This is a genomic window from Streptomyces griseosporeus, from assembly GCF_014656055.1.
GTDB lineage: Bacteria > Actinomycetota > Actinomycetes > Streptomycetales > Streptomycetaceae > Streptomyces > Streptomyces griseosporeus.
The window spans coordinates 805,860-829,909 of sequence record NZ_BNBR01000002.1 but is presented as its reverse complement, the minus strand read 5'-3'; the positions used below and the strand labels follow the sequence as shown (position 1 = coordinate 829,909).

Genomic DNA, 24,050 nt, shown 5'->3' with positions numbered 1-24,050 from the left:
CCTGATGGCTCGTTCGCCCCCGGGCGCCTGACCGGCTCCCTCATGTGCGGGATGTCGCCGAAGAGTCGGCCGGTCCACCGTAGCGTGCGCGGGGGGCGGGGGTTGACCGGAGGCGGAACGCCGTCAGCTGCCGGTGCCGGTGCGGCCCCAGTCCGGGCCGGTCCGGTCCCAGGCCTGGTCCCAGCGCGCGTACCGGCGGCGGACCATGCGCCAGACGGTCAGCCGTCTGCCGCCCTCGACGAGGCCCGCGGCCAGCATGGCGGTGCCGAAGCCGGCGAGGACGGCGTGCGTCGTCGCCGTCGCCGGGTCCAGCGGGCGGGCCACTATGCCACCGTGGGTGTCGGTCCACAGCGTGAAGTGGTCGCCGGGGCGGGGGGTCTTCAGGCTCGCCAGGACCGGCCCGTGGTGGGACGAGCCGTCCGGGGCCCGCCAGTCGGCGACGACGCGGCTGCGCGCGCCGCGGCCCGTGATGCTCTCGGGGTCCGTCTCCAGCGCCGCACGATCCAGCGCGCGCACGACGGTGGCCGTCACCGCGTGCCGGTCGTGGTGCTGGTCGCGGACGGACTGCTGGAGGGCGTCCTGGGCGAGACCGCCGACGAGGACACCGGCCAGGGGCGCGGCCACCAGGAGCAGCACGAGGGCCGCGAGGGCGACCCAGGCCTCGGCCAGGTCGGTACCGCGGCGCAGCGGGTTGTGCCGCCAGCGCCACAGGCCGCTGATCGCTCGCACCGTCACACCCCCCTTCCCGCTCCGTGATAACCCCGGGTGCGGCCGTTCACGCGAGGGTCCGGTCAAGAGAGAGGGAAATCACCCCTGGCCGGCACCGCTCACGAACTGCCCACACCCCTCCCAACGAGCGGCGCCCGCGGGAGGGTTCCCCACTCGGCGGCGCCGGTTCCGGAACGGCGGAAAGGATGCGGAGGGAAGGCCGGAAGGGGACGTCAGGGGGCCCGGCAGCGGCCCTCCGGGCGGGGGCGGGGGCCGTAGGGGACGGGCGGGGGTGTCGCGCGGCGGTGGGCGGCGGCAGACTGACCCGATGACCGACGACGACGCGACGCGGCACCTCCTCGACCGGTTCCTGCACGCCGTCCGGCCCCTGCCGTCGCTGCTCGCCGTGTGGGCGCACGGCTCGCTCGCCGGGGGCGACTACCGGCCCGGCCGCAGCGACCTGGACCTGATCGCGGTCGTCGCCCGCCGCTGCCCGCCCGACGAGGAGGAGTTCCTGACCCGGGCGCACACCGCGCTCGACGAAACGCTGCCCCTGGCGGAGGGCCTCCACTGCACCTACGTCGCCGCCGACGAGTGGGCGGACCCCGACCGGCCGCACTTCACCTGGGCGCACCGGCAGACCCAGTACCGCCCCGTCACCCTGGTGACCCGCCGCGAACTGCACGTGTTCGGCCGGGTGTTGCACGGACCGCCCCCGGCGGACCTGCTGCCGCCGGTCGGCGACGCGGACCTCGCCGGCTTCGTCCGCCGGGACCTGCGCACCTACTGGCGGCCCGCCGTGGACCACCCGGCGCGCTGGCTCCAGGACGTCTGGGTCTACCTCGGACTGCTCACCCTCGCCCGGGCGCGCGTCACGCTGGCGACGGGCCGGCTCATCACCAAGGGCGAGGCCCTGGACGTCCTCACCGGCCTGGGCGCCCCCGCCGACGTCGTCGACGACATCCGCCGCCGCCGGTACGGCACCCCGCCGCCGGCCTCCCCGGCCTGGCGGGCCCGCAGGGCCGACGCGACCCGCGCCTTTCTCGCACCGGCGATCGAGCGGACGCTGGCCGAGTACGACCACCCTGCCGCGACGGCCTAGCCGAGGATCCTGACCGGGTCGCCCACCCGTATCGTGCCGGGGCCGAGCGGCACCAGGTTCTGGCCGAAGACCAGGCTCCCGTTCATGCGGCGGTGGCGGCCGAGGGTGTGCAGCGGTTCCTTGCCGCGGGTGGCGCTGTGCTGGTCGGTGGTGGTCACCACGCACCGGCCGCACACCTTGGCGACGCGGAACTCGACCTCCCCGACGGCGATGCGGGTCCAGTCGTCCTCGGCCCACGCCGCGGTGCCCGCGACCACCAGGTTGGGCCGGAAGCGGTTCATCGGCAGCGGGCCCTCGTGCGCGTGATCGCCCTTCGCGACGAGCGCGTTGAGCGCGTCGAGGGAAGCGGTCGTGGTGACGAGCAGGGGGAAGCCGTCGGCGAAGGAGACCGTCTCGCCCGGCAGGGCGTAGTCCGGGTCGACCGGGCGGCGCGTGGCGGGGTCGTCCATGTGCACCAGACGGGTCCCGGTCCCGAGGTAGGCGCCGCACCAGGTGTGCGCGGCGGTGTCGGCGAGGACGCCTTCCACCTTGTCGCCGAAGATGTCCACCGTGACCGTGTCCCCCGGCTCCGGGACGGCGACCTCCAGCGGGTCCAGGCCGGGCGCGGACAAGCGGAGGCCGCCGCCGGGCAGAGGCTCGGCGGCGGCCAGGGCGAGCCGCGGCTGCTGGCGTTGCGTGACGACCTTTCCCCCGTCGTCGATCAGCACCCAGCGTCGGTCTCCGGCCAGCCCCCAGGGCTCCACGACGGCCTCCCGGACGGACAGTGCCCGGAACGCCTTGACCGGATGGACATGAATCGACTGCAGCTCCGCATTCCCCATGTGACCATCGTGCCAGCCGGCACCGACAGCCGGGGACGGCGGATCAGTAGCCGCGGTACTGCTGGTTGTTGTACGGATCCTGGTAGGGAGCCGGGGCAGGACGCGGGGCCGCGGGACGCATCGCCTCGTAGCCCGCGGCGGGTGCGGCGGGACGCGGCTGCTGCGGATACGGGCCCGGGTAGCCGCGCGGGGCGGTCGCCTGCTGCGGGATGTACGCCGCGGGCGCCTGCTGCAGCGGTGCGGGCTGCTGCGCGTGCGGATAGCCGTAGGCGGGCTGGGACGGGGCCGCCGGAAGGGCGGGCAGGGCCGAGGGCAGCGCGGGCAGGCCTGCGCCCGGCGTGTCGTAGGCCGCGGGGACCCGGATCGGGGCGATCTGCGGGGTGCCCCGCTCGGCCACGAGCGAGTCGTAGATCGGGGTGTCCGGGAAGGAGGCGGAGTAGTAGCCGCCACCATAAGTGGAGCGGGGGGAGGTCATGGCACATAAGTTAAGCCCACGATGTGCTGGTTGGGGAGACCGATAAGAGGGTTGTTTTCCGTGCCCGGAGTGACCTGGCTTCCCCAATGAGAGCGAACATGGGAAAAAGGGACACCACGCCGGGCCCGGATCTGGTAAACGCCGAGTTCCGAGGGCGTTACCGGCGGTTGGGTAGGCATCGGAAGCGAGTGCCGGGAGCGGCCCGGCGCGGTGAGGCGTGATGGGGGCCCACATGTCAATGCCGAAGGGATCGAACACGCCGGTGCCGGCCACGGCACTCCGCGTCGAGCTGGGCTGGCGCCCGGGGCCGGGCGTGCCCGACGTGGACGCCTCGGCCCTGCTGCTGGTCGGCGGAAAGGTCCGCACCGACGCGGACTTCGTCTTCTACAACCAGCCCGGGCACGCTTCCGGCGCCGTGCGCCACGAGGGCAAACGCGCCGCGGGCGATCAGGTGACCGACACGCTGCTGGTCGACCTCGCGCGCGTGGAGGGCACGGTCGAGACGGTCGTCGTGGCGGCCTCCGCCGACGGCGGCACGTTCGGCCGGGTGCCCGGCCTGTACATCGAGGTCCGTGACGCGGCCCGGGACACCGTCGTCGCCCGCTTCGACAGCACCGGCGCGAGCGTGGAGACCGCCTTCGTGCTCGGCGAGTTCTACCGCCGCCAGGGCGCCTGGAAGTTCCGGGCCGTCGGACAGGGCTACGACAGCGGCCTGGAGGGCCTCGCCACCGACTTCGGCATCACGGTCGACGAGCCGCAGCACACGGCACCGCCGCAGCAGGCACCCACCGCCCCCGCGCCACCGGCGTCCACGACCCCTCCGCAGCCCGCGTACCCCGCACCGCCGCAACCGGCGCCCCCCGCCCCACCGCAGCCGTCGTACACCGCGCCACCGCAATCGCCGTACGGCGCTCCGCCGCCGCCCCCGGCCGCCCCCGCGCCCCCGCCCGCGCAGCCCGTGCGCCTGACCAAGGTGACGCTCACCAAGGCGTCCCCCTCGGTCTCCCTCACCAAGCAGGGCGGCACCTCCGGCGCCCTGCGCGTCAACCTCAACTGGCAGGTCCGCAAGCAGTTCTCCGGCTGGGGCAGCAAGCGCGGCCGGGCCGTCGCCATGCACTCCGACCTCGACCTGGACCTGTGCGCCCTGTACGAACTCGCCGACGGCCGCAAGGGAGTCGTACAGGCCCTCGGCAACGCCTACGGGGCGCTGCACCAGCCGCCGTACATCCACCTCGACGGCGACGACCGCACCGGCGCCGTCGCGACGGGCGAGAACCTCACCGTCAACCTCGACCACATCCGTGACTTCCGGCGCATCCTCGTCTTCGTCACCATCTACGAGGGCGCCCGCTCCTTCGCCGACCTGCACGCCACGGTCACGCTCCAGCCGCAGTACGGCGCGCCCGTGGACTTCTCCCTCGACGAGTGCACCGTCCCCTCGCCGGTGTGCGCCCTGGCGCTCCTCACCAACACCGGCGGCGACCTCGTCGTCCAGCGCGAAGCCCGCTACCTGATCCCGGAGCGCGGGGTGAGCCCGCAGCGCACCGTCGACCACGCCTACGGGTGGGGCATGAACTGGACGCCGGGCCGCAAGTAGCGGTCAGACCTCGTCGGGCACCGACTCCGGGCGCGCGTAGGTGCGGCCCTTCCAGGCGGCACCGCGCCCCCGGTAGTGCTGCACCGCGGAGTCGACCGTCATCAGCAGGTACAGCGACGCCGTGAACGGCAGGAGCGGAGCGAGCCACAGCGGCTGCCGGTAGTAGCGGAGCATCGGCACGTACGTCCCCGTCATGACCAGCCACGCCGCACCGCCCGCCACCACGGCCGCCGTACTCCCCGCCGCCATGCCGGCGACGACGGCCACGGGCGGCACCAGGTAGACCAGCGCGAGCCCCGCCACCGTGCCCAGCAGGAGCAGCGGGTTGTGCCGCAGCTGGGCGTACGCGCTGCGGGACACCATCCGCCACAGGTCGTGCAACCGTGGATAGGGGCGCACGCTGTCCACCGCGTCGGCCAGCCCCAGCCAGATGTGGCCGCCGCCGCGCTTGACCGCGCGGGCGAGCGCCACGTCGTCGATCACGGCGTGCCGGATCGCGTCCGGGATCCGGGCCCGCTCGGCGGTCTCGGCGCGCAGCAGCACGCAGCCGCCCGCGGCGGCCGCCGTCCGCGACCCCTTCCGGCCGATCCGGCGGAACGGATACAGCTGTGCGAAGAAGTAGACGAACGCGGGCACCACCAGCCGCTCCCACAGGCTCTCCACCCGCAGCCGCGCCATCTGCGACACCACGTCGAACCCGCCGGTGCGGGCCGCCGCCACCAGCCGGCGCAGGCTGTCCGGGGCGTGCGCGATGTCCGCGTCGGTCAGCAGCAGATACTCGGGGTCACGCGCGCGTGCCAGCGCGATCCCGTGCCGCACCGCCCACAGCTTGCCCGTCCAGCCCGCGGGCGGCTCGCCCGGCGAGCCGACGGTCAGCGGCAGCCCGCCGTGCCGCCGCGCCAGCTCACGCGCCAGCTCACCGGTGCCGTCCGTGCTGCCGTCGTCGACGAGGAAGACCGCCGCCCGCCCCGGATAGTCCTGGGCGAGCAGTGAGGGAAGGCTCTCCGGCAGGACGGCCGCCTCGTCACGGGCCGGGACGACCACGCACACGGACGGCCACCGACCGGGATCCCGCCGGGGCGGCAGCCGTACGTCGGTCCGCCAGAACATGCCCTGCGCGAGCAGCAGCCACAGCCAGGCCGCGAGGGACACCACAGCACTCCACACGATGGCGCTCACCCGCGCAGTCTGCCCCACCCGAGCGGCCGTGCGGAGCGCATCGTCTATCGTGGCCGGGTGAAGATCGCGCTCATGGACTCCGGAATCGGGCTGCTCGCCGCCACCGACGCCGTACGACGCCTGCGCCCCGACGCCGATCTCGTGCTCTCCCTCGACCCCGAAGGCATGCCGTGGGGGCCGCGCACCCCCGAGGACCTCACCGAGCGCGCGCTCGCCGTCGCCGAGGCCGCCGTGGCGCACGGGCCCGATGTGCTGATCGTGGGCTGCAACACCGCCACCGTGCACGCTCTGCCCGCGCTGCGGGCCCGCCTGGAACCGGGCATCCCGGTGATCGGCACGGTCCCGGCGATCAAGCCCGCCGCGGCCGGCGGCGGCCATGTGGCGATCTGGGCCACGCCCGCCACCACCGGCAGCGACTACCAGCGCAACCTCATCCGCGACTTCGCCGACGGCGTCCCGGTCACCGAGGTGCCCTGCTGGGGCCTCGCCGACGCCGTCGAACACGCGGACGAGGCGGCGATCGACTCTGCGGTCGCTGCGGCCGCCGCGCTGACCCCGGAGGACGTGACGACCGTCGTCCTGGGCTGCACCCACTACGAACTCGTCGCCGAGCGGATCCGCGCCGCCGTGCAGCGCCCCGGCCGGCCGCCGCTCGTCCTGCACGGTTCTGCCGGTGCCGTCGCCGCCCAGGCACTGCGCCGCATCGGCAGCGCCCCCGCGCCCGACGCCACTCCGCTCGGTGCCGTCACCGTGCTGCTGAACGGCCGCGAGGGCGCCCTGCCCGCCCCCGCGCTGGCCTACGCGGAGGGCCGCCTGCTGGCCGCGGCCGGCACCGCCTCCTGACCGGGACGGCTCCCGCGAGCCCTGCGCCCATCGGGTGGCGGGCCGGTGGCGTCACTGTGTGCTACGCGGTACCAGCACAGCGAAACGTGGGTACTCTCATGGCATGAGGGACCACCTCCACGGCAAGGACACCCCGCACCCCGATGTCTGGACCGGGCGGGCCACCAACCGGGTCCAGTGGCTGCTGGCGCTCGTCGGCGCCGCGTGCATGGCGCTCGGCATCGAGCTGGCCGTGGAATCCGCCTGGACGTCCGGGATCACCGCCCTCGCCATGTCGGTCGTCGGCTGCATCGCGGCCGGTCTGCTGGTCCTCTTCGGCACCCTCGCCTTCGTCCACGTCGACCTGAAGCTCGACAAGGAGTCCGTCGAGGTGCGCTGCGGGCACATCGGCGTCCCTCGCCGGCGCATTCCCCTCACCCATGTCGCCGGTGCCGAGTTCGACCCGTGCGTCACCCCGCGCCACTGGGGCGGCTGGGGCTACCGCTGGCGGCCCGAGAAGGGCACGGCCGTCGTCGTGCGCCGCGGCGAGGGCGTGGTGCTGCGCCTGTGGGACGGCCACACCTTCACCATCACCGTGGACAACGCCGAGGCCGCCGTCCGCGCCATCCGGGCCCGGCTGGGCGCCGGCACGCCCGGCACGGCCGTCTGACAGTACGGCGTCACGGAGTCAGCCGGCCGTCACGCGCGCGTGCCCGTGGTGTGCCCTCCGGCGCCTCGTCGTGCAGAGGGCGGGCCGTCGCCAGGCCCGTCAGCAGACCCGCGCCCACGGACACGGCCGTGAAGCTGAGGGCGTTGCCGAACGAGGCGAGAGCCGCGAGGGCCGTCAGGGTCGCGCCCGCGGTGAGCACCACCGGCGTGGGACGCCGGCTGCGCCACAGCGCGTACAGCATCCAGCCGAAGGCCGCCACCAGCAGCGCCACGCCGAGCACGCCCTCCTCGGCCGCCAGCTGCAGCGGCGCCGAGTGCGGTTTCGCGTCCGGGGGCAGGGCCTGCGCCGCGAGCGGGCCGACCGTGCCGAACCGTCCCGGGCCCACGCCGAGCGCCGGTTCCTGGCGGGCCAGGTGCAGCGCGTCGTGCCACAGGCCGACCCGGTGCGAGGTGAGCTGTCCCTCCAGCGCCGCGCTGAGCCCCCGCGGGAACGCGCCCGCGGCGACCGCCCAGGTGGCGCCGGCCACCAGCGCCGCCGCCACGGCCAGCCCGGCGACGCCCAGGCCGCGGTGGTGCATCCGGCCGGCGGCGAGTGAGCCCAGCAGCACCGCGGTGCAGGCCACGACCCCGGCCACCGACCCCAGGGCGCCCGCGGTGATCGTGATCCCCACCGCCAGCAGCCGCAGGGCCAGCCGCGGCGCGGGGGCCGCGGCCCAGGCGGCGCAGCAGGCGGCACCCGCGGACAGGGTCAGTACGGCGGCGGTGGCGCCGGCGTGCCCGAGCGGGGAGAGGACCTGCGGGCCGGGTGCGAGATCCGGGACCGCCACCACCAGGACGAGCCCGGCGAGCGCCCCGGTGCACGGCGCGGCGACCGGCAGCAGCGCCCCGAAGATCCGTCCGGCCGCGTGCCCGGCGGCCACCGCCAGCACCGCGAGCAGCATGCCCTCGGGGCGGCCGTCCCGCGCGGCGGCCGTGATCACCGCCCAGGTGGCGCAGGCCCCGAGCACCACGACGCCCGCCGCGTCGGAAACGTTTCGTCTCTCGCCGTCCGCCTCCGGACCGGCGCCGGACACTCTCGCCGTGGACCCCACCCGAACCCCCGAAACCGGCCGCCCCCGACCTGTGCGCATCCCGGCCGCACGGTCCGCGAGGGCCCGCGACCAGGACTGGGCACACCGTAACGGCTGATGGACGGTTTGTGGATGAGTCGTGCGGAAGTGTGCAGGAACGATGCGGCGGGGCGGCCGGGCGCCGACCGGCCGCGCTGTCCGTGCCCAGGTCAGCCGCCGTACACTCCCGGAGTGACCGTCACCGCAACCTCCGTGGACCAGTCCGACCAGCTCCAGCCGCAGGCCGCGCCCGGGCGCGCCGCGCGGCTGCGGCGACTGGTCCCGGCCGTCGTAGCGGCACTCGCCGGAGTGCTGCTCTACGTCAGTTTCCCGCCGCGCACCCTGTGGTGGCTGGCCCTGCCGGCCTTCGCCGTCCTCGGCTGGGTGCTGCGCGGGCGCGGCTGGAAGGCGGGCCTGGGCCTCGGCTACCTCTTCGGCCTCGGCTTCCTGCTGCCGCTGCTGGTGTGGACCGGCGTGGAGGTCGGCCCGGGACCGTGGCTGGCCCTGGCCGCGGTGGAGGCGGTGTGCGTCGCGCTGGTCGGCGCGGGCGTCGCCGCGGTCTCCCGGCTGCCCGCCTGGCCAGTGTGGGCGGCGGCGCTGTGGACCGCCGGTGAGGCGGCACGCGCGCGCGTGCCGTTCGGCGGCTTTCCCTGGGGCAAGATCGCCTTCGGGCAGGCGGACGGCGTGTTCCTGCCGCTCGCCGCGGTCGGCGGCACCCCCGTCCTCGGCTTCGCCGTCGTCCTGTGCGGTTTCGGCCTGTACGAGGTGGTCCGGCTGGTCGTCGAAGGGCGCCGCACGCGCGCGGTACGGCGCGGAGCGGCCGCAGCGGCCCTGCTCAGCGTCGCCGTGCCCCTGGCCGGCGCCGTGGCCGCCCGGCCCCTGGTCAGCGACAAGGCGGAGGACGGCACGGCGACCGTGGCCGTCATCCAGGGCAACGTGCCCCGGCTGGGCCTCGACTTCAACGCCCAGCGCCGGGCCGTGCTGGACTACCACGCCCGCGAGACGGAGCGGCTGGCCGCCGAGGTCAAGGCCGGCAAGACCCCCCGGCCCGACTTCGTGCTGTGGCCGGAGAACTCCTCCGACATCGACCCCTTCGCCAACCCCGACGCCGCCGCCGTCATCGAGCACGCGGCGCGGGCCGTCGGCGCGCCCGTCTCCGTCGGCGGCGTCGTCGAGCGGGACGGCAAGCTGTTCAACGAGCAGATCCTCTGGGACCCGGACAAGGGCGCCGTCCAGACCTACGACAAGCGGCAGGTCCAGCCGTTCGGCGAGTTCCTGCCGCTGCGCTCCGCGATCGGCGCCCTCAACAGCGACTGGACGTCGATGGTCCGCCAGGACTTCAGCCGCGGGACCAGGCCGGGCGTGTTCGACTTCGGCGCCGCGAAGGTGGGCCTCGCCACCTGCTACGAGGCGGCCTTCGACTGGGCCGTGCGCGACACCGTCACCCACGGCGCGCAGATGATCTCCGTGCCGAGCAACAACGCCACCTTCGACCGCAGCGAGATGACCTACCAGCAGCTCGCCATGTCGCGGGTGCGCGCGGTGGAGCACAGCCGGACCGTCACCGTCCCCGTCACCAGCGGCGTCAGCGCGGTCATCCTGCCCGACGGGAGGATCACCCAGAAGACCGGCATGTTCGTCGCCGGCCACCTGGTGCAGAAGGTGCCGCTGCGCTCCTCCGAGACGCCCGCCACCCGGCTCGGCATCCTGCCCGAGATCGCCCTCGTGCTGGTCGCCGCGGGCGGCCTCGGCTGGGCGATCGGCGCCGGGATGCGCGGGCGGCGCGCCGGTGACGTGTAGCCGTACGCCCGCCGTACGCCCATCGGAACCGCCGGGGGCGCCCTGACCGGCCGGTTAGGGTCGCTGCATGGCTACTCCCGACTTCATCCGCACCCTCCGGGCCTCCGCCGGACACCAGCTGCTGTGGCTCCCCGGGGTCACCGCCATCGTCTTCGACGACGACGGCAGAGTGCTGCTGGGCCGCCGCACCGACACCCGCAAGTGGTCGGTGATCGGCGGCATCCCGGAGCCCGGGGAGCAGCCCGCCGCCTGCGCCGTGCGGGAGGTCCACGAGGAGACCGCGGTGCGCTGCGTCGTCGAACGCGTCGTCCTCGTCCAGGCGCTCGACCCGGTCACCTACGCCAACGGCGACCTGTGCCAGTACATGGACATCACCTTCCGCTGCCGGGCCGTCGGCGGTGAGGCGCGGGTCAACGACGACGAGTCGCTGGAGGTGGGCTGGTTCGAGGTGGACGCGCTGCCGGAGCTGAACGAGTTCGGGCTCTTCCGGATCAAGCAGGCGATGTCGGATGCCCCCACATGGTTCGACCCTATGACCTCGCAGTGAAGTATGGGGCGTGACCACATGGGGAGGGGCGGGGGCGCTGCCTAGGGTCGAGACATGACCGCGTCCCGTCCCTCCGTGGATCCCTCCGCCGCCGCCCTGGACCTCGGCGGCCGCACCGCCCTCGTCACCGGCGCCGCCGGCGGCATCGGCCGCGCTTGTGCGCTGCGGCTGGCCGCCGCCGGGGCCAAGGTCAGAGCCGTGGACCGGGACGCCGCCGGCCTGGAGGAACTCGCCGGACAGGCCGCCGGACTGCCGGGCGGCGTCGAACCGCACGTGCTGGACCTGACCGACCTGGACGCCGCCGAACTCGCCGCGGCCGGCACGGACATCCTGGTCAACAACGCCGGACTGCAGCTCGTGCGGCCCATCGAGGAATTCCCGCCCGAGGTGTTCCACACGGTGCTCACCGTGATGCTGGAGGCGCCGTTCCGCCTCATCCGCGGCGCCCTGCCGCACATGTACGGGCAGGGCTGGGGCCGGATCGTCAACATCTCCTCCGTGCACGGGCTGCGCGCCTCCGCCTACAAGTCGGCGTACGTGTCCGCCAAACACGGCCTGGAGGGCCTGTCCAAGACCGCCGCCCTCGAAGGCGCCCCGCACGGCGTCACCTCCAACTGCGTCAACCCCGGCTACGTCCGCACCCCGCTGGTGGAGAAGCAGCTCGCCGACCAGGCGCAGGCCCACGGCATCCCGGAGGACCGGGTGCTCGCCGAGGTGCTGCTCCAGGACAGCGCGGTCAAGCGGCTGATCGAACCGGAGGAGGTCGCCGAGGCCGTGGCGTACCTGTGCGGCCCGCAGGCGTCCTTCGTCACCGGCACCTCCCTCGTCCTCGACGGCGGATGGACCGCGCACTGAGCCCGACCGGACCGGGCCGGACCGTGATGTCCACAGGGCCGGGCGCTCGGGCCCGCCGAGTTGTCCACAGGGCTCACCGCGGATCCGGCCGATGGGTAATCCTGTGACCATGCCCCGCGATCACGTGCAGTCGCCCGAGCGCTCCGCCACCCCGGCCGGAGCGCCACCGGGCAGCGCCGAGGTGCCGTTCCTGGAGCTGCTGGCCAGGGGCGCGGCAGCCGACGCCTACGAGCAGCCGGTGCTGCGGGCCCGCGCCGAGGGGCAGCCCGCCGAGCGGATCGCCACCCTCGAACACGCCAAGCTGCTCGCCCTGCGCGTCCGCGCGGAACTGGAGGGGCGGCGCCGCCGGGAGGCGGAGCTGTCCGCGCTGTTCGAGACCGCGCACGACCTGGCCGGTCTGAGAGACCTCGACGCCGTCCTCCAGGCCATCGTGCAGCGCGCCCGCTCGCTGCTCGGCACGGACGTCGCCTACCTCAGCCTCAACGACCCCGAGCGGGGCGACACCTACATGCGGGTCACCGAGGGCTCCGTCGCCGCCCGCTTCCAGCAGCTCCGCCTGGGCATGGGGGAGGGGCTCGGCGGCCTCGTCGCCCAGACCGCCCGGCCGTACGTCACGGACGACTACTTCCAGGACGCCCGCTTCCAGCACACCTCACCGATCGACACCGCCGTGCACGACGAGGGCCTCGTCGCCATCCTCGGCGTGCCGCTGATGCTGGGGGCGAACGTGATCGGCGTGCTGTTCGCCGCCGACCGGCGCGCGCGGGTCTTCGAACGGGAGCAGATCGCCCTGCTCGGCTCCTTCGCCGCGCTCGCCGCCGCCGCCATCGACACCGCCAACCTGCTCACCGAGACCCGCTCGGCCCTCGCTGGCCTGGAGCGGGCCAACGAGATCATCCAGGACCGCAGCGCCGTCATCGAGCGCGCCTCCGACGTCCACGACCGGCTCGCCGAACTCGTCCTGCGCGGCGGCGGGGTGCACGACGTCGCCGCCGCCGTCTCCCAGGTCCTCGGCGGCACCGTCGAGTTCGCCGAGGCGGACGCCGCGCCCGCCACCGCGCTGGAGGCCTCCCGCGCCGACGGACACGCCGTGCGGCACGCGGACGACTGGATCGCCGCCGTCGCGGCCGGCGGGGAGCTGCTCGGCGCGCTCGTCCTGCGCGGCCACCCCGGCCTCGACCCCGTCGACCAGCGCACCCTGGAACGCGCGGCGATGGTCACCTCCCTCCTGCTGCTCGCCCGCCGCTCCGCCGCCGAGGCCGAACAGCGCGTCCGCGGCGAACTCCTCGACGACCTGCTCGACGCCCGGGACCGCGACCCCCGCCTGCTGCGCGAACGCGCCACCCGGCTGCACGCCGACCTCGACGCGGTGCACGTGGTGCTCGCCGCCCGCCTCGACGGCGCCGCCGCCGACGCCGAGCAGGAGGCCGACGCCCGCCGCCGGCTGTGGTCGGCCGCCTCCCACCTGGCCGCCACCCGGCACGGACTGGCCGCGGCCCGCGACGGCGGTACCGTCCTGCTGCTGCCCCTCACCCCCGGCGACACCGCCACGGCCCTCGCCCGCCGCACCGCCCGCCACCTGGGCACCGCCGTGCACGAGGCGGTGACCGTCGGCGCGTCCGCCCCCGTCGAGCGGCTCACCGCCCACCCCGACGCCGTGGCCGCCGCCTACGCCGAGGGCCGCCGCTGCCTCGACGCCCTGCGGCTGCTCGGCCGCACCGGCGACGGCGCCGCCGCCGAGGACTTCGGCTTCCTCGGGCTGCTGCTCGCCGGCGACCGGGACATATCCGGCTTCGTGGAGCGCACCATCGGCGACGTGGTGGCGTACGACCACCGCCGCGGCACGGACCTGCTGCGCACGCTGGAGGCGTACTTCGCGTGCGGCATGAGCCCCGCCCGCACCAAGGACGAGCTGCACGTCCACGTCAACACGGTCGCCCAGCGCCTGGAGCGGGTCGGCCGCCTCCTCGGCGACGACTGGCAGAGCCCCGCCCGCGCCCTGGAGATACAACTCGCCCTGCGACTGCACCGGTTGTCGGCCGCCGCACAGCACTGACCCCCGCACGCGCGGGGCGTACGGGGGCCGGCTGTTCGGGGTCCGTGGCTCAGACGGTCCGGGCGTCCGCTTGGGAGGCCGGCGCGGCCTGCTCCTCGGCGTCGGCGGGGTCGACGGCGGCGAGGTCGCGCAGGCGGGTCTCCTTCGCCACCAGCACGGCCAGCACCGTCAGGACGGCCGCGGCGATCACGTACAGGGCGATCGGGGTGGAGCTGCCGTAGTCGTCCAGCAGCGCCGTGGCGATCAGCGGCGCCGGGGCGCCGGCGGCCACCGAGGCGAACTGGGCGCCGATCGAGGCACCGGAGTAGCGCATCCGGGTCGCGAACATCTCCGAGAAGAAGGCGGCCTGCGGCGCGTACATCGCGCCGTGCAGCACCAGGCCGACGGTGACGGCGAGGACCATGCTGCCGAAGCCGCTCGTGTCGATGAGGGCGAAGAAGGGGAACATCCACAGTCCCACGCCGACGGCGCCGATCAGGTACACCGGCCGGCGTCCGATCCGGTCCGACAGCGCGCCCCACAGCGGGATGACGGCGAAGTGCACGGCCGACGCGATGAGGACGGCGTTGAGCGCGGTCTGCTTGGAGACGTCGGCCGCGGTCGTCGCGTAGACGAGGATGAAGGCGGTGATCACGTAGTAGCTGATGTTCTCCGCCATCCGGGCGCCCATCGCGATGAGCACGTCCCGCCAGTGGTGGCGCAGCACGGAGACGAGCGGCAGCTTCTCGGCGACGCCGTCCTGGGCGGCCTTGCGGGCCTCGGCCTGCGCCAGCGCCTCGCGGAACACCGGCGATTCATCGACAGAGAGACGAATCCACAGACCGACGATCACCAGCACCCCCGACAGCAGGAACGGGATCCGCCAGCCCCAGCTGCCAAACGCGTCGTCGGACAGCACCGCGGTCAGCAGCGACAGCACACCGGTCGCCAGCAACTGGCCCGCCGGCGCGCCGGTCTGCGGCCACGAGGCCCAGAAACCGCGCCGCCGCGCGTCCCCGTGCTCGGACACGAGCAGGACGGCACCGCCCCACTCGCCGCCGAGGGCGAAGCCCTGCACGAGCCGCAGCGTGGTCAGCAGCACGGGCGCCGCGCTCCCCACGGTCGCGTGCGTCGGCAGCAGACCGATCGCGAACGTGGCCCCGCCCATCAGCAGCAGGCTCAGCACGAGCAGCTTCTTGCGCCCGAGCCGGTCGCCGTAGTGCCCGAACACCAGCGCGCCGAGCGGCCGCGCCGCGAACCCGACGGCGTACGTCAGGAAGGACAGCAGCGTGCCGACCAGCGGATCGGAGTCCGGGAAGAACAGCTTGTTGAACACGAGCGCGGCGGCCGAGCCGTACAGGAAGAAGTCGTACCACTCGATGGTGGTCCCGATGAGGCTGGCGGCGACGATGCGCTTGAGATTGCCCGGGGAGGGGGGAGCGGTTGCTGCGGAGGCCATTTCGCCACTTCCTCGTGTGCGGTGGGGACGGGTACGTGATGGCACACGGTAGGAAGCGGCAGGTCAGGGGCACATGTGGTGGGGCAACACAGTTCTGGGGTTGGCTATGCGTGTGGCCACCATGCCGGGTCACCGAAGGGTGCTTTGGCCGATGCAACGGGTCGAAAACGAGGGGTGTCCGAGAGGCGTATTTCGGGGTGGTTTGACGGTGCCGTGCTGACTCCCGTGCTGGTTTGGTGCTGACTGAAAGCCCACGTCATCACCCCTCTTCACCTTTCCCGTGCTGACTTGGTGCTGACTACGCTCCGTTGAGCTCAGTCATTTGGGGCTGAGAGGCCCGGGGCAGCCGGTGGTAGGTGACGCGGCTGGAGAGGCCAGCGCGCTATTGGGTGCGGTGCACCTTCGTTCCGGCAGTTTTGTCGTCTCTTTGTGGCACACGACCTCACCTGCTACTGGGCTGCGGCAACGGGGGCAATAGCTCGATGCGGGGACGAGCTGGTCCACACCTTTTCCGGACCTCGGCGTGGTGCCAGCGGAGAAGCTTCCAGTGGTACTACATGGCATAGGTTGAGAGACCGTCCAGGGGCGTCTACGCCAGTCCACTGCGAGCATGCATTTCCAGGTCGGAGCCTCTTGGTCCGAGAGTGTCTGCCCAGTTGGTGATGGCTGTGTGATACGCGGGTGACGTGAGGTCGAACGCGTGTTACGGCCGGATCGACTGGCTGGCCACCGGCATGAACTGGGCATCTCGGCCTGTAGCCAGGCCACGGCTGCTTCGCTGTCCCGTGTGACGTCCATGTGGGCGTCGATCCGTACTCCCGTAACTACTACGAACGCCGCATCGGGAGACCGCGCGTGACAGTCTCATGCGTCTCGATCGCTACTTTGCCTGAGAGGTCGGCCGCTTGGTCAGGCTCACACCGCCGTGATGGCCACTAGAGGCGCAGTCGTAGGCTATGAAGCATGAAGATCAGGGTCCGTGACGCTCATCCAGCCGACGTCGAATGGATGAGCAGAAACACCGAGGGCTGGACGGTCACCGTCGAGAAGCAGGAGGGGGCCGCCTCCCTGGCGGAGGCGCTCCACGCTCTGATCGCAGAGGATTCCGACCAAGGCGTGCGTATGGGATGGCTTCACTCTAGTCTGCAGCGCGCGGCAGCCGGCGAGCCCGGCTACGTCAGGCTTTATGAGCTCCACGTTTCTCCTGAGTTCCGACAAAGGGGAGTGGCACGAGCTTTGGTCGATGAGTTGTTTGTTCGGGTGCCCGATCAAGAGATCATCTTGTCTGCGTGGGACCGGGAGCTGTACGGAGTGTGGCTTAAGCTCGGATTTACATACGTCCCTGAACCCGGCGAAATGTCAGGGGATCACAGTTACCCCGGTGACATGGTGCGCCCTCCGGTAGAAGCTTCGTCCGAAGGATCGGCATCGTCTGTCGGCATAGTCGTCCAGGATCGTTTCCTGCGGGAACGAAATGTCCAGGGCAATGCCGAGCTGTTCCGCCCCTTCGCGACCCTCAGCCCACTCGACGGTGGGGGACGAAACTCGGAGGATCCGACTGACAGATGATCTACACCCGAGACCTCCGCCCAACACCAGCATGACCACCCCGAACGGCCCCCACACAGCCCTGACCAGCTACTTCAAGAGGGCGCAGCCCACTGAAGCTCGCAGCCAGGGGGCCTAACGAAGTCCACGCAAGGTTCCAAAAGCTACCGCCGCCTCGTCCAGGAACCGCGGAGCCGGGTCGACCGCAGCTCGGAAATTAGCCGTCCCTCTCTGGTTGGGCGATTTCCGAACTGCCGCCCACTTACTCCCACGCCCATTACTGCATGGCATCCAGACTGGGGCACCCATGCTCATGCATGAGGTGAATCACCTGACTGGCGAGATCGTCGTCGTCGATGAGGAGGGCTCGCCGCGTGCTGATGTTCCAGATGGTCTCTCCTACCTCCGTCTGGACTGTTACCCAGCCCTCCTCCGTGCCGTTCCACAGGAAGGCGTATTCCTCTTCCGCATCGGTCATTTGAGTTTGACTCCACTGCGAAATGCCTGCGCGATCGGCAGCTGACACCGGTATGTCGATGAGGGCGTTCCCCCTTCAGGGCGCCCGTTTCCGGCGTGTCGGTCCTCTCCAAGCCTGTGGCCTCGACGGCGGTTCGTCGAGGCCACAGACCGGCGTCAGAACAGGTCGAGCTCGGCGGACTCCACTGCTCCCAGGATGCGGCAGGTCCCGGTCTCCCCGTCGACGGCTACACAGCCCACGCCGATAGCCATGTCTCGGAGGTCGCCGCTGCGGAGGTAGGCGACTGACTGGCAGTCGAAGTAGTAGACGTTACCTACTTGCGCGCGTGCGCCCTCCACGAGAGCCAGCGGCACGTCGCCTGGCCCTGCCTCCTCGTCCAGGAATCGCTGGGCCAATCTGGCTGCTTGCTCGATGTCCAAGATCAGTCCGTTCTCAGAAGTTGGAAGCTCCGCCAATACCCGAGATGGTTGGCATGCCCCGTCTGGCCATCCAGGAAAATGACGTCTCCCTTGACGTTCACGACATTGAAGGCGTGCGCGTCCCTGCCCTTATATCCCACGACGATGCCACGTGCGCCGTCGCCAGCCTTCCTCGTGGGCGAGTCCGAGTAAGCGTGTGCCGGGGCCCACTTGCCCCGAGACCGCTCGACTTGCTCACGCCGCTCGGCGAGGGTCATGGCCTTCGGAGGCTTCGGGAGGTCCGCCGCGGTACGAGCCTCGGCTTGTCGAACCGCCGCTAAGGCGGGCATGGGTCTGCTGGGGAGGGCCCAGGCCGGAACGACCCCTGCAACGGCCAACAGGGACAGGGGCAGGAGAACGATGACTGATCTTCGAGCTCGCGTGCGCACTGTGCACCCCTCGTGTGACAGTCGTGAACGAAGTGTTGGGAGGATCTTCGATCAAGAGGTGCGAGGTGCGACGGGCAGCTAAGGGATATGACTGAAAGCCCAGAAGCAGGAGACTTGTTGAGGTGCCATACCAGCAGGTCATCAGGCTTCCGTGGGTACGCCACACATGAGAATGGCGTGAACATGCTCTAGGGGTATTGGCTGTGTGCATGAATCCAGGCACTTGGGTGGGTTGACTGCGGGCGTCTGGGGTTCGGCATGGAGACGCTGCCTGCTTTCCCCTGTGTAAGCCGCGGCCTTCCAGCGGCTAGGCCAGGGCATTGCCCAGGTGCTGTCCATTCGGTGATCGCCCCGGCGTCGGCCCGCGTGCCTTGCCTCCCTGTGCCGAGCAGCGTGGGCGGCAAGAGCACTCAACGGTCTTCATGCCGCACGCGGTCGCCGCCACGGGGGTTGCGAATTGCCTCGATCCACCGCGGCGCCGCACGGCTGCGGCGGTCGGGGTTTCTGGCGAGGAGTGTGGACATGCGCCTCGAACTGACCCCGCACCTCGCCTTCGGGCCGAGGGGCTCGCCGAGGCCGCCGCCCGCGTCTCGTCTGCCCGGATGGTGACCGCCAACGTGATCAGAACGGAACGTCCCGTGTTTGTGGAGAGCGCCCAGTCGTGGGGAGGGGCGTCGGTCATGTCGGTCGGAACATGCCCGCGTCGGCGGAAAGACGCAGGGCGGTGAACATGGGGGTAAGGCTGTTGAGTTCTCGACGCCGGCCTCTGGGAAGCGGCTGATTCGTCGCAGGCGCACTGCCGGGCTGTCAGTCTGGCAGGGTCACCGAGGGCTGCCGTCTCGCGCGCAGTATCCGGTCCCCGTACGTCCAGCAGGGACTGCGGCCGTATCTCGTGCGTCGGGAGCGTTGCTTCTCACGCTGGGGGTCTCGAGCGGTTGCTGCCGGTCGCCCGGCAGGGCGGGAGCACCACGACGAGGGCGAGCACCCGCACGGCCACGGACACGACCACAGTCACGGCCCGCCCGTCGCCTGGCTGCTCGTCGTTCCCGCACTCGCGATGCTCCTCTTCCCACCGCCCCCTCTCGGCTCGTACAGCGCCGAGCTTGAGTCCGCGCGACAGGCCGTCGCGGGGATCGGCACCTTCCCCGGCCTGCCGGCGGGCGACCCGGTCGACCTGACCCTCGGCGAGTCCGCCTCCCGCGCCATGTACGACGGAAATCCCTGTTCCCCGCGAGGAAGGTGCGCACGGTCGACGTGTCGATCACTCCTGCGGGTTTGTAGCGCATCGCGGCCGAGGCAGGCTACTCCCGCCTCCCGGTCACCGGAGCCCCGCTGGGCTACCTCCACATCAAGGACACCTTGGACCTCCCCGACCGCGAGCGGCCCTTCCCGCGCACGGCCCTGCGCCCGGTCACCGGGTTCGACTCGACACCCCGCTGGATGACACCCTCACTGCTCTGCGCGCCGGCCGCAGCCACCTCGCGGCCGTCACCGGCGACCAGGGCACCGTATTGGAGCGGTGGTGTGACATCACCGAGGATGTGGAGGAAACGTCCCCTTGGGCTGCGGGACCGTTGATCGGTGAGGCCAGGGGCCCAGTCATCTACTTCGCGCTGCGGTGGGACAGGGCAGAAGAGGCGTCCGCCTATGCGGCAGCCCTCGCCGACTCGATGGGGCTGGTCTGCTTCGATTCCCAGCAGAGACAACTCAGGCACGCTCCGTCGAACCCGGGTATCAGCGCACCGGGATGATGTCGGGGGCGCCGAGCCGTACCGCGTCGGCGGTCTGGTCGTCCGGCTGCTGCTGGGCCTCGCGTTCGGCGGCCACCCGCTTCAGGTAGTGGTCGACCTCACGGTCCCGGTGCGCCTGGTCCCATCCCAGGTGAGGCGCCATCAGTTCCGCGACGGTCCGCGCCGCGTCCACACCACGGTCCCAGGACTCGATGGAGATCCGGGTCCGTCGGGCGAGCACGTCCTCCAGGTGGCGGGCGCCCTCATGGGTCACCGCGTACACGGCCTCGACCCGCAGGTAGTCGTCGGAACTCGGCAGCGGCTCGCCGAGCGAGGAGTCGGCCGCGACCATGGCGAGCAGCTCGTGCACCAGGGAGCCGTAGCGGTTCAACAGGTGCTCGATGCGGGCGACATGCAGCCCGGAGGACGCGGCGAGGTTGTGGCGGGAGTTCCACAGGGCCGGATAGCCGTCGGCGCCGAGCAGCGGGACGCGTTGCGTGACGCAGTCGGGCACCTTCTCGTCCAGGCCGCGGACCGCCTCGTCGACCGCGTCCTTGGCCATCACCCGATAGGTCGTGTACTTGCCGCCGGCCACCACCACGAGACCGGGTACCGGGTGGGCGACCAGGTGCTCCCGTGACAGCTTGCTGGTGTCCGCGGCCTCGCCGGACAGCAGGGGCCGCAGACCGGCGTAGACGCCCTCGACATCCTCCGGAACCAAAGGCGTGGCCAGGACGCTGTTGACGTGTTCCAGCAGGTAGGTGACGTCCTTGGAGCTGAGGGCGGGATGGGCCTTGTCGAGCGTCCAGTCGGTGTCGGTGGTCCCGATGATCCAGTGCCGTCCCCAGGGGATGACGAACAGCACGCTCTTCTCGGTGCGGAGGATGAGCCCGGTGCGGGAGTTGATCCGGTCACGGGGGACCAGCAGGTGTACGCCCTTGGAGGCGCGGACGTGGAACTGGCCGCGCGTACCGGCGAGGGACTGGGTGTCGTCGGTCCACACGCCGGTCGCGTTGATGACCTGCTTGGCCCGCACCTCCGTCTCGTCGCCGGTCTCCAGATCCGTGACGACGGCTCCCACCACCCGCTCGCCCTGCCGCAGGAAGCGGCTGACCCGGGTGCGGTTGGCGGCCAGCGCTCCGTAGGCGACGGCCGTGCGGGCGAGGAACATGGTGTGCCGGGCGTCGTCGACCTGGGCGTCCCAGTACTGGATCGCGCCGACCAGGGCGTCGGAGCGCAGCGCGGGCGCCTCGTGCAGGGCCCGGCGCTTGAGCAGGTGGCGGTGGCGGGGCAGACCGGTGGAGGTACCGGAGGCCGCCGCCATGGTGTCGTACAGCAGCACGCCGGCGCCCACGTACGGGCGCTCCCGGATCCGGTGCTGCAGCGGGTAGAGGAACGGCACCGGACGCACCAGATGAGGGGCCAGCACCTGAAGCAGGAGTCCGCGTTCCTTCAGGGCTTCGGCGACGAGCCGGAAGTCCAGCATCTCCAGGTAGCGCAGGCCGCCGTGGATGAGCTTGCTGGAGCGGCTGGACGTGCCCGAGGCCCAGTCCCGGGCTTCGACGAGACCGACTCTCAGGCCCCGGGTGGCGGCGTCCAGGGCCGCGCCGGCGCCGACCACGCCGCCCCCGACGACGAGGACGTCCAGCTCGCCCTCTCCCATCCGGACGAGGGCCTGCCCGCGCTCGCCGGGTGAGAGAGCCACCGGGTTCGCCATGGTCTCCTCCTCGTGCAGCGGGCGCGGGTGCGGGCGGCGCACACGGCTCGGGCGGCCCCGTTCGGCACTCCCCTCAGGGACCTATTCGACCTTGGCCCAGTCGAGCGTGCGCTCCACCGCCTTCTTCCAGCCCGCGTATCCTTCCTCGCGCTGTTCCTCGGACCACTGGGGTTCCCAGCGCTTGGACTCCTGCCAGTGGGTGCGCAGTTCGTCCGTGTCCTGCCAGAAACCGGTGGCCAGACCGGCGGCGTAGGCGGCGCCGAGCGCGGTGGTCTCCGCGACGACCGGGCGGCTGACCGGGACGCCGAGGACATCGGCCTGGATCTGCATGCACAGGTCGTTGGCCGTCACGCCGCCGTCGACCTTGAGCACGTCGAGGTGGACGCCGGAGTCCTGCTCCATGGCTTCCACCACGTCGCGGCTCTGGTAGCAGATGGCTTCCAGGGTGGCTCGCGCCAGGTGGCCGTTGTCGTTGTACCGGGCGAGGCCGACGATCGCGCCGCGGGCGTCGGAACGCCAGTACGGGGCGAACAGGCCGGAGAAGGCGGGGACGAAGTAGATCCCGCCGTTGTCCTCGACGGTACGCGCCAGGCGTTCGCTCTCGGCGGCATCGCTGATGATCTTCATCTGGTCGCGCAGCCACTGCACCGCGGAGCCCGTGACGGCGATGGAGCCTTCGAGTGCGTAGATCGCCGGGCTGTCGCCGAACTGGTATGCCACCGTGGTCAGGAGGCCGTTCTGGGACCGCACCAGGTCCGTGCCGGTGTTGAGCACCAGGAAGTTGCCGGTGCCGTACGTGTTCTTGGCTTCGCCGGGCGCGTAGCAGACCTGCCCGACGGTGGCCGCCTGCTGGTCGCCGAGCACACCGGTGATGGGGATGGCCGCCCGCAGCGGCCGGGACGTACGGGTCTGTCCGAACGCCTCCCGGTGCGAGGACGGGCTGATGGTCGGCAACATCGCCCGGGGAACGCCGAAGAAGCCCAGCAGCTCGTCGTCCCAGTCGAGGGTCTCCAGGTCCATCAGCATGGTGCGGCTGGCATTGGTCACGTCGGTGGCGTGGACGCCCCCGTCGGGGCCGCCGGTGAGGTTCCACAGCACCCAGGAGTCGGTGTTGCCGAAGAGGGCATGGCCCTGCTCAGCCGCCTCGCGGACACCGTCGACGTTCTCCAGGATCCACTGGATCTTGCCGCCGGAGAAGTACGTGGCCGGCGGCAGTCCTGCCTTGCGGCGGATGACGTCGCCCTGGCCCGAACGGTCCAGCGCTGCCGCGATGGAGTCGGTACGGGTGTCCTGCCAGACGATGGCGTTGTAGTACGGGCGGCCGTTGCGCGGGTCCCAGACGACGGTCGTCTCCCGCTGGTTGGTGATACCGATGGCCGCCAGGTCCTCCGGGGAGAGGTTTCCGTGCCGGAGCGCGGTCTGGATCACCGAGTTGGTGCGCTCCCAGATCTCCACCGGGTCGTGTTCCACCCACCCCGAGCGCGGAAGGATCTGTGAGTGCTCCAGCTGGTGCCTCGCCACCTCGTTGCCGGCATGGTCGAAGATCATGAAACGGGTGCTGGTGGTCCCCTGGTCCACCGCGCCGACGAAGTCCGCCATGGGATGCCGCCTCTCCTTGGGCTCTCCCGGGGCAGCCGGAGCCCGGCCGCCCCGGGAGACGGTCAGCTCTCGTCCGGGGCCGGCACCCGTCCCGGGGGCTCCGGCTCAGCGGTCGGCAGGAACCGGCCGATGAAGAACTTGTACAGGCCCGCTCCCAGCAGGCCTCCGATCACCGGACCGACGATCGGCACCCAGAAGTAGAAGTTCCCGTACTGATCTCGCCACGCTCCGCCGTACCCGGTGAGGAAGCTGGCCAGCCGGGGACCGAAGTCGCGTGCCGGGTTGATCGCGTAACCCGCGTTGGTACCCCAGGCCATACCGATGGCCACGACGATCAGACCGACGATGAACGGTGCCAGGTTGGCGCCGGGGGGCGTGTTGAGCAGGTCCGTGACCGCCAGGATCAGCAGCAGCAGGATCGCGGTGCCGATGACCTGGTCGCGGAATGCGCCCCATTCGTGGACCGGCAGGTTCGGATTGCCGTTCGCCGGCAACGTGGAGAAGACGCCCTGCGTCTTGATCGTGTGGGTGGGATCCGCTTTCGCCAGCGCCTCGGTGTAGTTCCACCGGACGATCAGAGCTGCCACGAAGGCGCCGGCTGTCTGGGCCAGCGCGTAGGGAGCCACCTTGCTCCACGGGAAGCCCTTGAACGCCGCCAGCGAGAGGGTCACCGCGGGATTGAGGTGCGCACCGCTCAGCCTCGCCGCGACGTAGACACCCAGGGTGACGCCCAGGCCCCAGGCCCAGGCGATGCTGTCGTGGTTTCCCAGGCCGCCCGGCGGATTCGTGAGGCCCCCGCCGGCGACTACCTGAGCCACCACGCCACAACCGAAGAGGATGAGGATCATCGTGCCGGCGAATTCCGCTGAAAGTTCGCCGATCAGCCCTGATCTCTTGAGTCGCTCAGCCATGGTGCCCGCTTCCCGCCGGCCCAAGGGTCGGCCGTCGACTGC

21 protein-coding genes and 1 pseudogene are annotated in these 24,050 nt (G+C 71.9%); 10 read left to right on the top strand and 12 right to left on the bottom strand.

Annotated features, from left to right (window positions below; translation table 11 throughout):
- Positions 1-123 precede the first annotated feature (123 nt).
- Positions 124-729, bottom strand: a complete 606-nt coding sequence (locus tag IE308_RS12750; RefSeq protein WP_110636052.1) for an Rv1733c family protein — start codon at positions 727-729, stop codon at positions 124-126.
- 307 nt (positions 730-1,036) lie between these two features.
- Between IE308_RS12750 and IE308_RS12745 the strand changes: the two genes are divergently transcribed.
- Positions 1,037-1,810, top strand: a complete 774-nt coding sequence (locus tag IE308_RS12745; protein ID WP_190217969.1) for a nucleotidyltransferase domain-containing protein — start codon at positions 1,037-1,039, stop codon at positions 1,808-1,810.
- On the opposite strand, the gene IE308_RS12740 is transcribed toward IE308_RS12745, so the two are convergent.
- Both IE308_RS12740 and IE308_RS12735 read right to left on the bottom strand, forming a co-directional pair.
- Positions 1,807-2,631 carry an MOSC domain-containing protein gene (locus IE308_RS12740; protein WP_190217968.1) on the bottom strand — a complete coding sequence of 275 codons (825 nt, stop codon included), beginning with the start codon at positions 2,629-2,631 and terminating at the stop codon, positions 1,807-1,809. The genes IE308_RS12745 and IE308_RS12740 overlap by 4 nt on opposite strands.
- 43 nt (positions 2,632-2,674) lie before the next feature.
- Positions 2,675-3,106 carry a DUF6643 family protein gene (locus IE308_RS12735; RefSeq protein WP_110626485.1) on the bottom strand — a complete coding sequence of 144 codons (432 nt, stop codon included), beginning with the start codon at positions 3,104-3,106 and terminating at the stop codon, positions 2,675-2,677.
- Positions 3,107-3,344: 238 nt separating this feature from the next.
- On the opposite strand from IE308_RS12735, the gene IE308_RS12730 reads away from it, so the two are divergent.
- A complete protein-coding gene (locus tag IE308_RS12730) occupies positions 3,345-4,703 on the top strand; it encodes a TerD family protein (protein ID WP_190218301.1) in 1,359 nt (452 codons plus the stop codon).
- 3 nt (positions 4,704-4,706) lie between these two features.
- Here the strand turns inward: IE308_RS12730 and IE308_RS12725 are convergent, their stop codons facing one another.
- Complete coding sequence (locus tag IE308_RS12725) at positions 4,707-5,900, bottom strand: glycosyltransferase (protein ID WP_190217967.1); 1,194 nt, start codon at positions 5,898-5,900, stop codon at positions 4,707-4,709.
- A 39-nt stretch (positions 5,901-5,939) separates the two neighbouring features.
- Here IE308_RS12725 and IE308_RS12720 point away from each other — a divergent pair, with 39 nt between their 5' ends.
- On the top strand, positions 5,940-6,725 hold the full coding sequence (locus IE308_RS12720) for a glutamate racemase (RefSeq protein WP_110626482.1): 786 nt from the start codon (positions 5,940-5,942) through the stop codon (positions 6,723-6,725).
- A 103-nt stretch (positions 6,726-6,828) separates the two neighbouring features.
- Positions 6,829-7,374: a hypothetical protein gene (locus IE308_RS12715; RefSeq protein ID WP_110626481.1), complete on the top strand. Its 546-nt coding sequence runs from the start codon at positions 6,829-6,831 to the stop codon at positions 7,372-7,374.
- Positions 7,375-7,384: 10 nt separating this feature from the next.
- On the opposite strand, the gene IE308_RS12710 is transcribed toward IE308_RS12715, so the two are convergent.
- Positions 7,385-8,383: an O-antigen ligase family protein gene (locus tag IE308_RS12710; protein WP_373314495.1), complete on the bottom strand. Its 999-nt coding sequence runs from the start codon at positions 8,381-8,383 to the stop codon at positions 7,385-7,387.
- Positions 8,384-8,674: 291 nt separating this feature from the next.
- On the opposite strand from IE308_RS12710, the gene lnt reads away from it, so the two are divergent.
- From lnt to IE308_RS12690, 4 genes are all read left to right on the top strand, one after another.
- Positions 8,675-10,282 (top strand): apolipoprotein N-acyltransferase, encoded by a 1,608-nt coding sequence (gene lnt, locus IE308_RS12705; protein WP_190217965.1) that lies wholly within the window; start codon positions 8,675-8,677, stop codon positions 10,280-10,282.
- 67 nt (positions 10,283-10,349) lie between these two features.
- A complete protein-coding gene (locus tag IE308_RS12700; RefSeq protein WP_190217964.1) occupies positions 10,350-10,829 on the top strand; it encodes an NUDIX hydrolase in 480 nt (159 codons plus the stop codon).
- Between the two features lie 54 nt (positions 10,830-10,883).
- Positions 10,884-11,684, top strand: a complete 801-nt coding sequence (locus IE308_RS12695) for a 3-hydroxybutyrate dehydrogenase (RefSeq protein ID WP_190217963.1) — start codon at positions 10,884-10,886, stop codon at positions 11,682-11,684.
- A 109-nt stretch (positions 11,685-11,793) separates the two neighbouring features.
- Positions 11,794-13,740, top strand: a complete 1,947-nt coding sequence (locus tag IE308_RS12690) for a helix-turn-helix domain-containing protein (protein ID WP_190217962.1) — start codon at positions 11,794-11,796, stop codon at positions 13,738-13,740.
- Positions 13,741-13,789: 49 nt separating this feature from the next.
- On the opposite strand, the gene IE308_RS12685 is transcribed toward IE308_RS12690, so the two are convergent.
- Positions 13,790-15,178 (bottom strand): MFS transporter, encoded by a 1,389-nt coding sequence (locus IE308_RS12685; protein ID WP_190217961.1) that lies wholly within the window; start codon positions 15,176-15,178, stop codon positions 13,790-13,792.
- Between the two features lie 963 nt (positions 15,179-16,141).
- Here IE308_RS12685 and IE308_RS12680 point away from each other — a divergent pair.
- Complete coding sequence (locus tag IE308_RS12680; protein WP_190217960.1) at positions 16,142-16,747, top strand: GNAT family N-acetyltransferase; 606 nt, start codon at positions 16,142-16,144, stop codon at positions 16,745-16,747.
- A gap of 256 nt (positions 16,748-17,003) precedes the next feature.
- Here IE308_RS12680 and IE308_RS12675 read toward each other — a convergent pair whose 3' ends face one another.
- The 3 genes from IE308_RS12675 to IE308_RS12665 form a co-directional block, all read right to left on the bottom strand.
- Positions 17,004-17,204 (bottom strand): hypothetical protein, encoded by a 201-nt coding sequence (locus IE308_RS12675; protein ID WP_190217959.1) that lies wholly within the window; start codon positions 17,202-17,204, stop codon positions 17,004-17,006.
- Positions 17,205-17,359: 155 nt separating this feature from the next.
- On the bottom strand, positions 17,360-17,623 hold the full coding sequence (locus IE308_RS12670; RefSeq protein ID WP_229908850.1) for a YrhB domain-containing protein: 264 nt from the start codon (positions 17,621-17,623) through the stop codon (positions 17,360-17,362).
- A 2-nt stretch (positions 17,624-17,625) separates the two neighbouring features.
- The gene (locus IE308_RS12665) at positions 17,626-17,952 is read right to left on the bottom strand and encodes a toxin glutamine deamidase domain-containing protein (RefSeq protein ID WP_229908849.1); all 327 of its coding nucleotides are present in this window, start codon (positions 17,950-17,952) and stop codon (positions 17,626-17,628) included.
- A 1,320-nt stretch (positions 17,953-19,272) separates the two neighbouring features.
- Here IE308_RS12665 and IE308_RS36890 point away from each other — a divergent pair.
- Positions 19,273-19,565: pseudogene (locus IE308_RS36890) on the top strand (CBS domain-containing protein); the annotation flags it as partial.
- 220 nt (positions 19,566-19,785) lie between these two features.
- Here IE308_RS36890 and IE308_RS12660 read toward each other — a convergent pair.
- The 3 genes from IE308_RS12660 to IE308_RS12650 all read right to left on the bottom strand — a co-directional run bounded on the left by IE308_RS12660 (position 19,786) and on the right by IE308_RS12650 (position 24,008).
- Entirely contained in the window at positions 19,786-21,498 is a 1,713-nt protein-coding gene (locus tag IE308_RS12660) for a glycerol-3-phosphate dehydrogenase/oxidase (RefSeq protein WP_190217957.1), read from the bottom strand.
- 81 nt (positions 21,499-21,579) lie between these two features.
- A complete protein-coding gene (gene glpK, locus IE308_RS12655) occupies positions 21,580-23,097 on the bottom strand; it encodes a glycerol kinase GlpK (RefSeq protein WP_190217956.1) in 1,518 nt (505 codons plus the stop codon).
- 62 nt (positions 23,098-23,159) lie between these two features.
- Entirely contained in the window at positions 23,160-24,008 is an 849-nt protein-coding gene (locus IE308_RS12650; protein WP_190217955.1) for an MIP/aquaporin family protein, read from the bottom strand.
- Positions 24,009-24,050 lie beyond the last annotated feature (42 nt).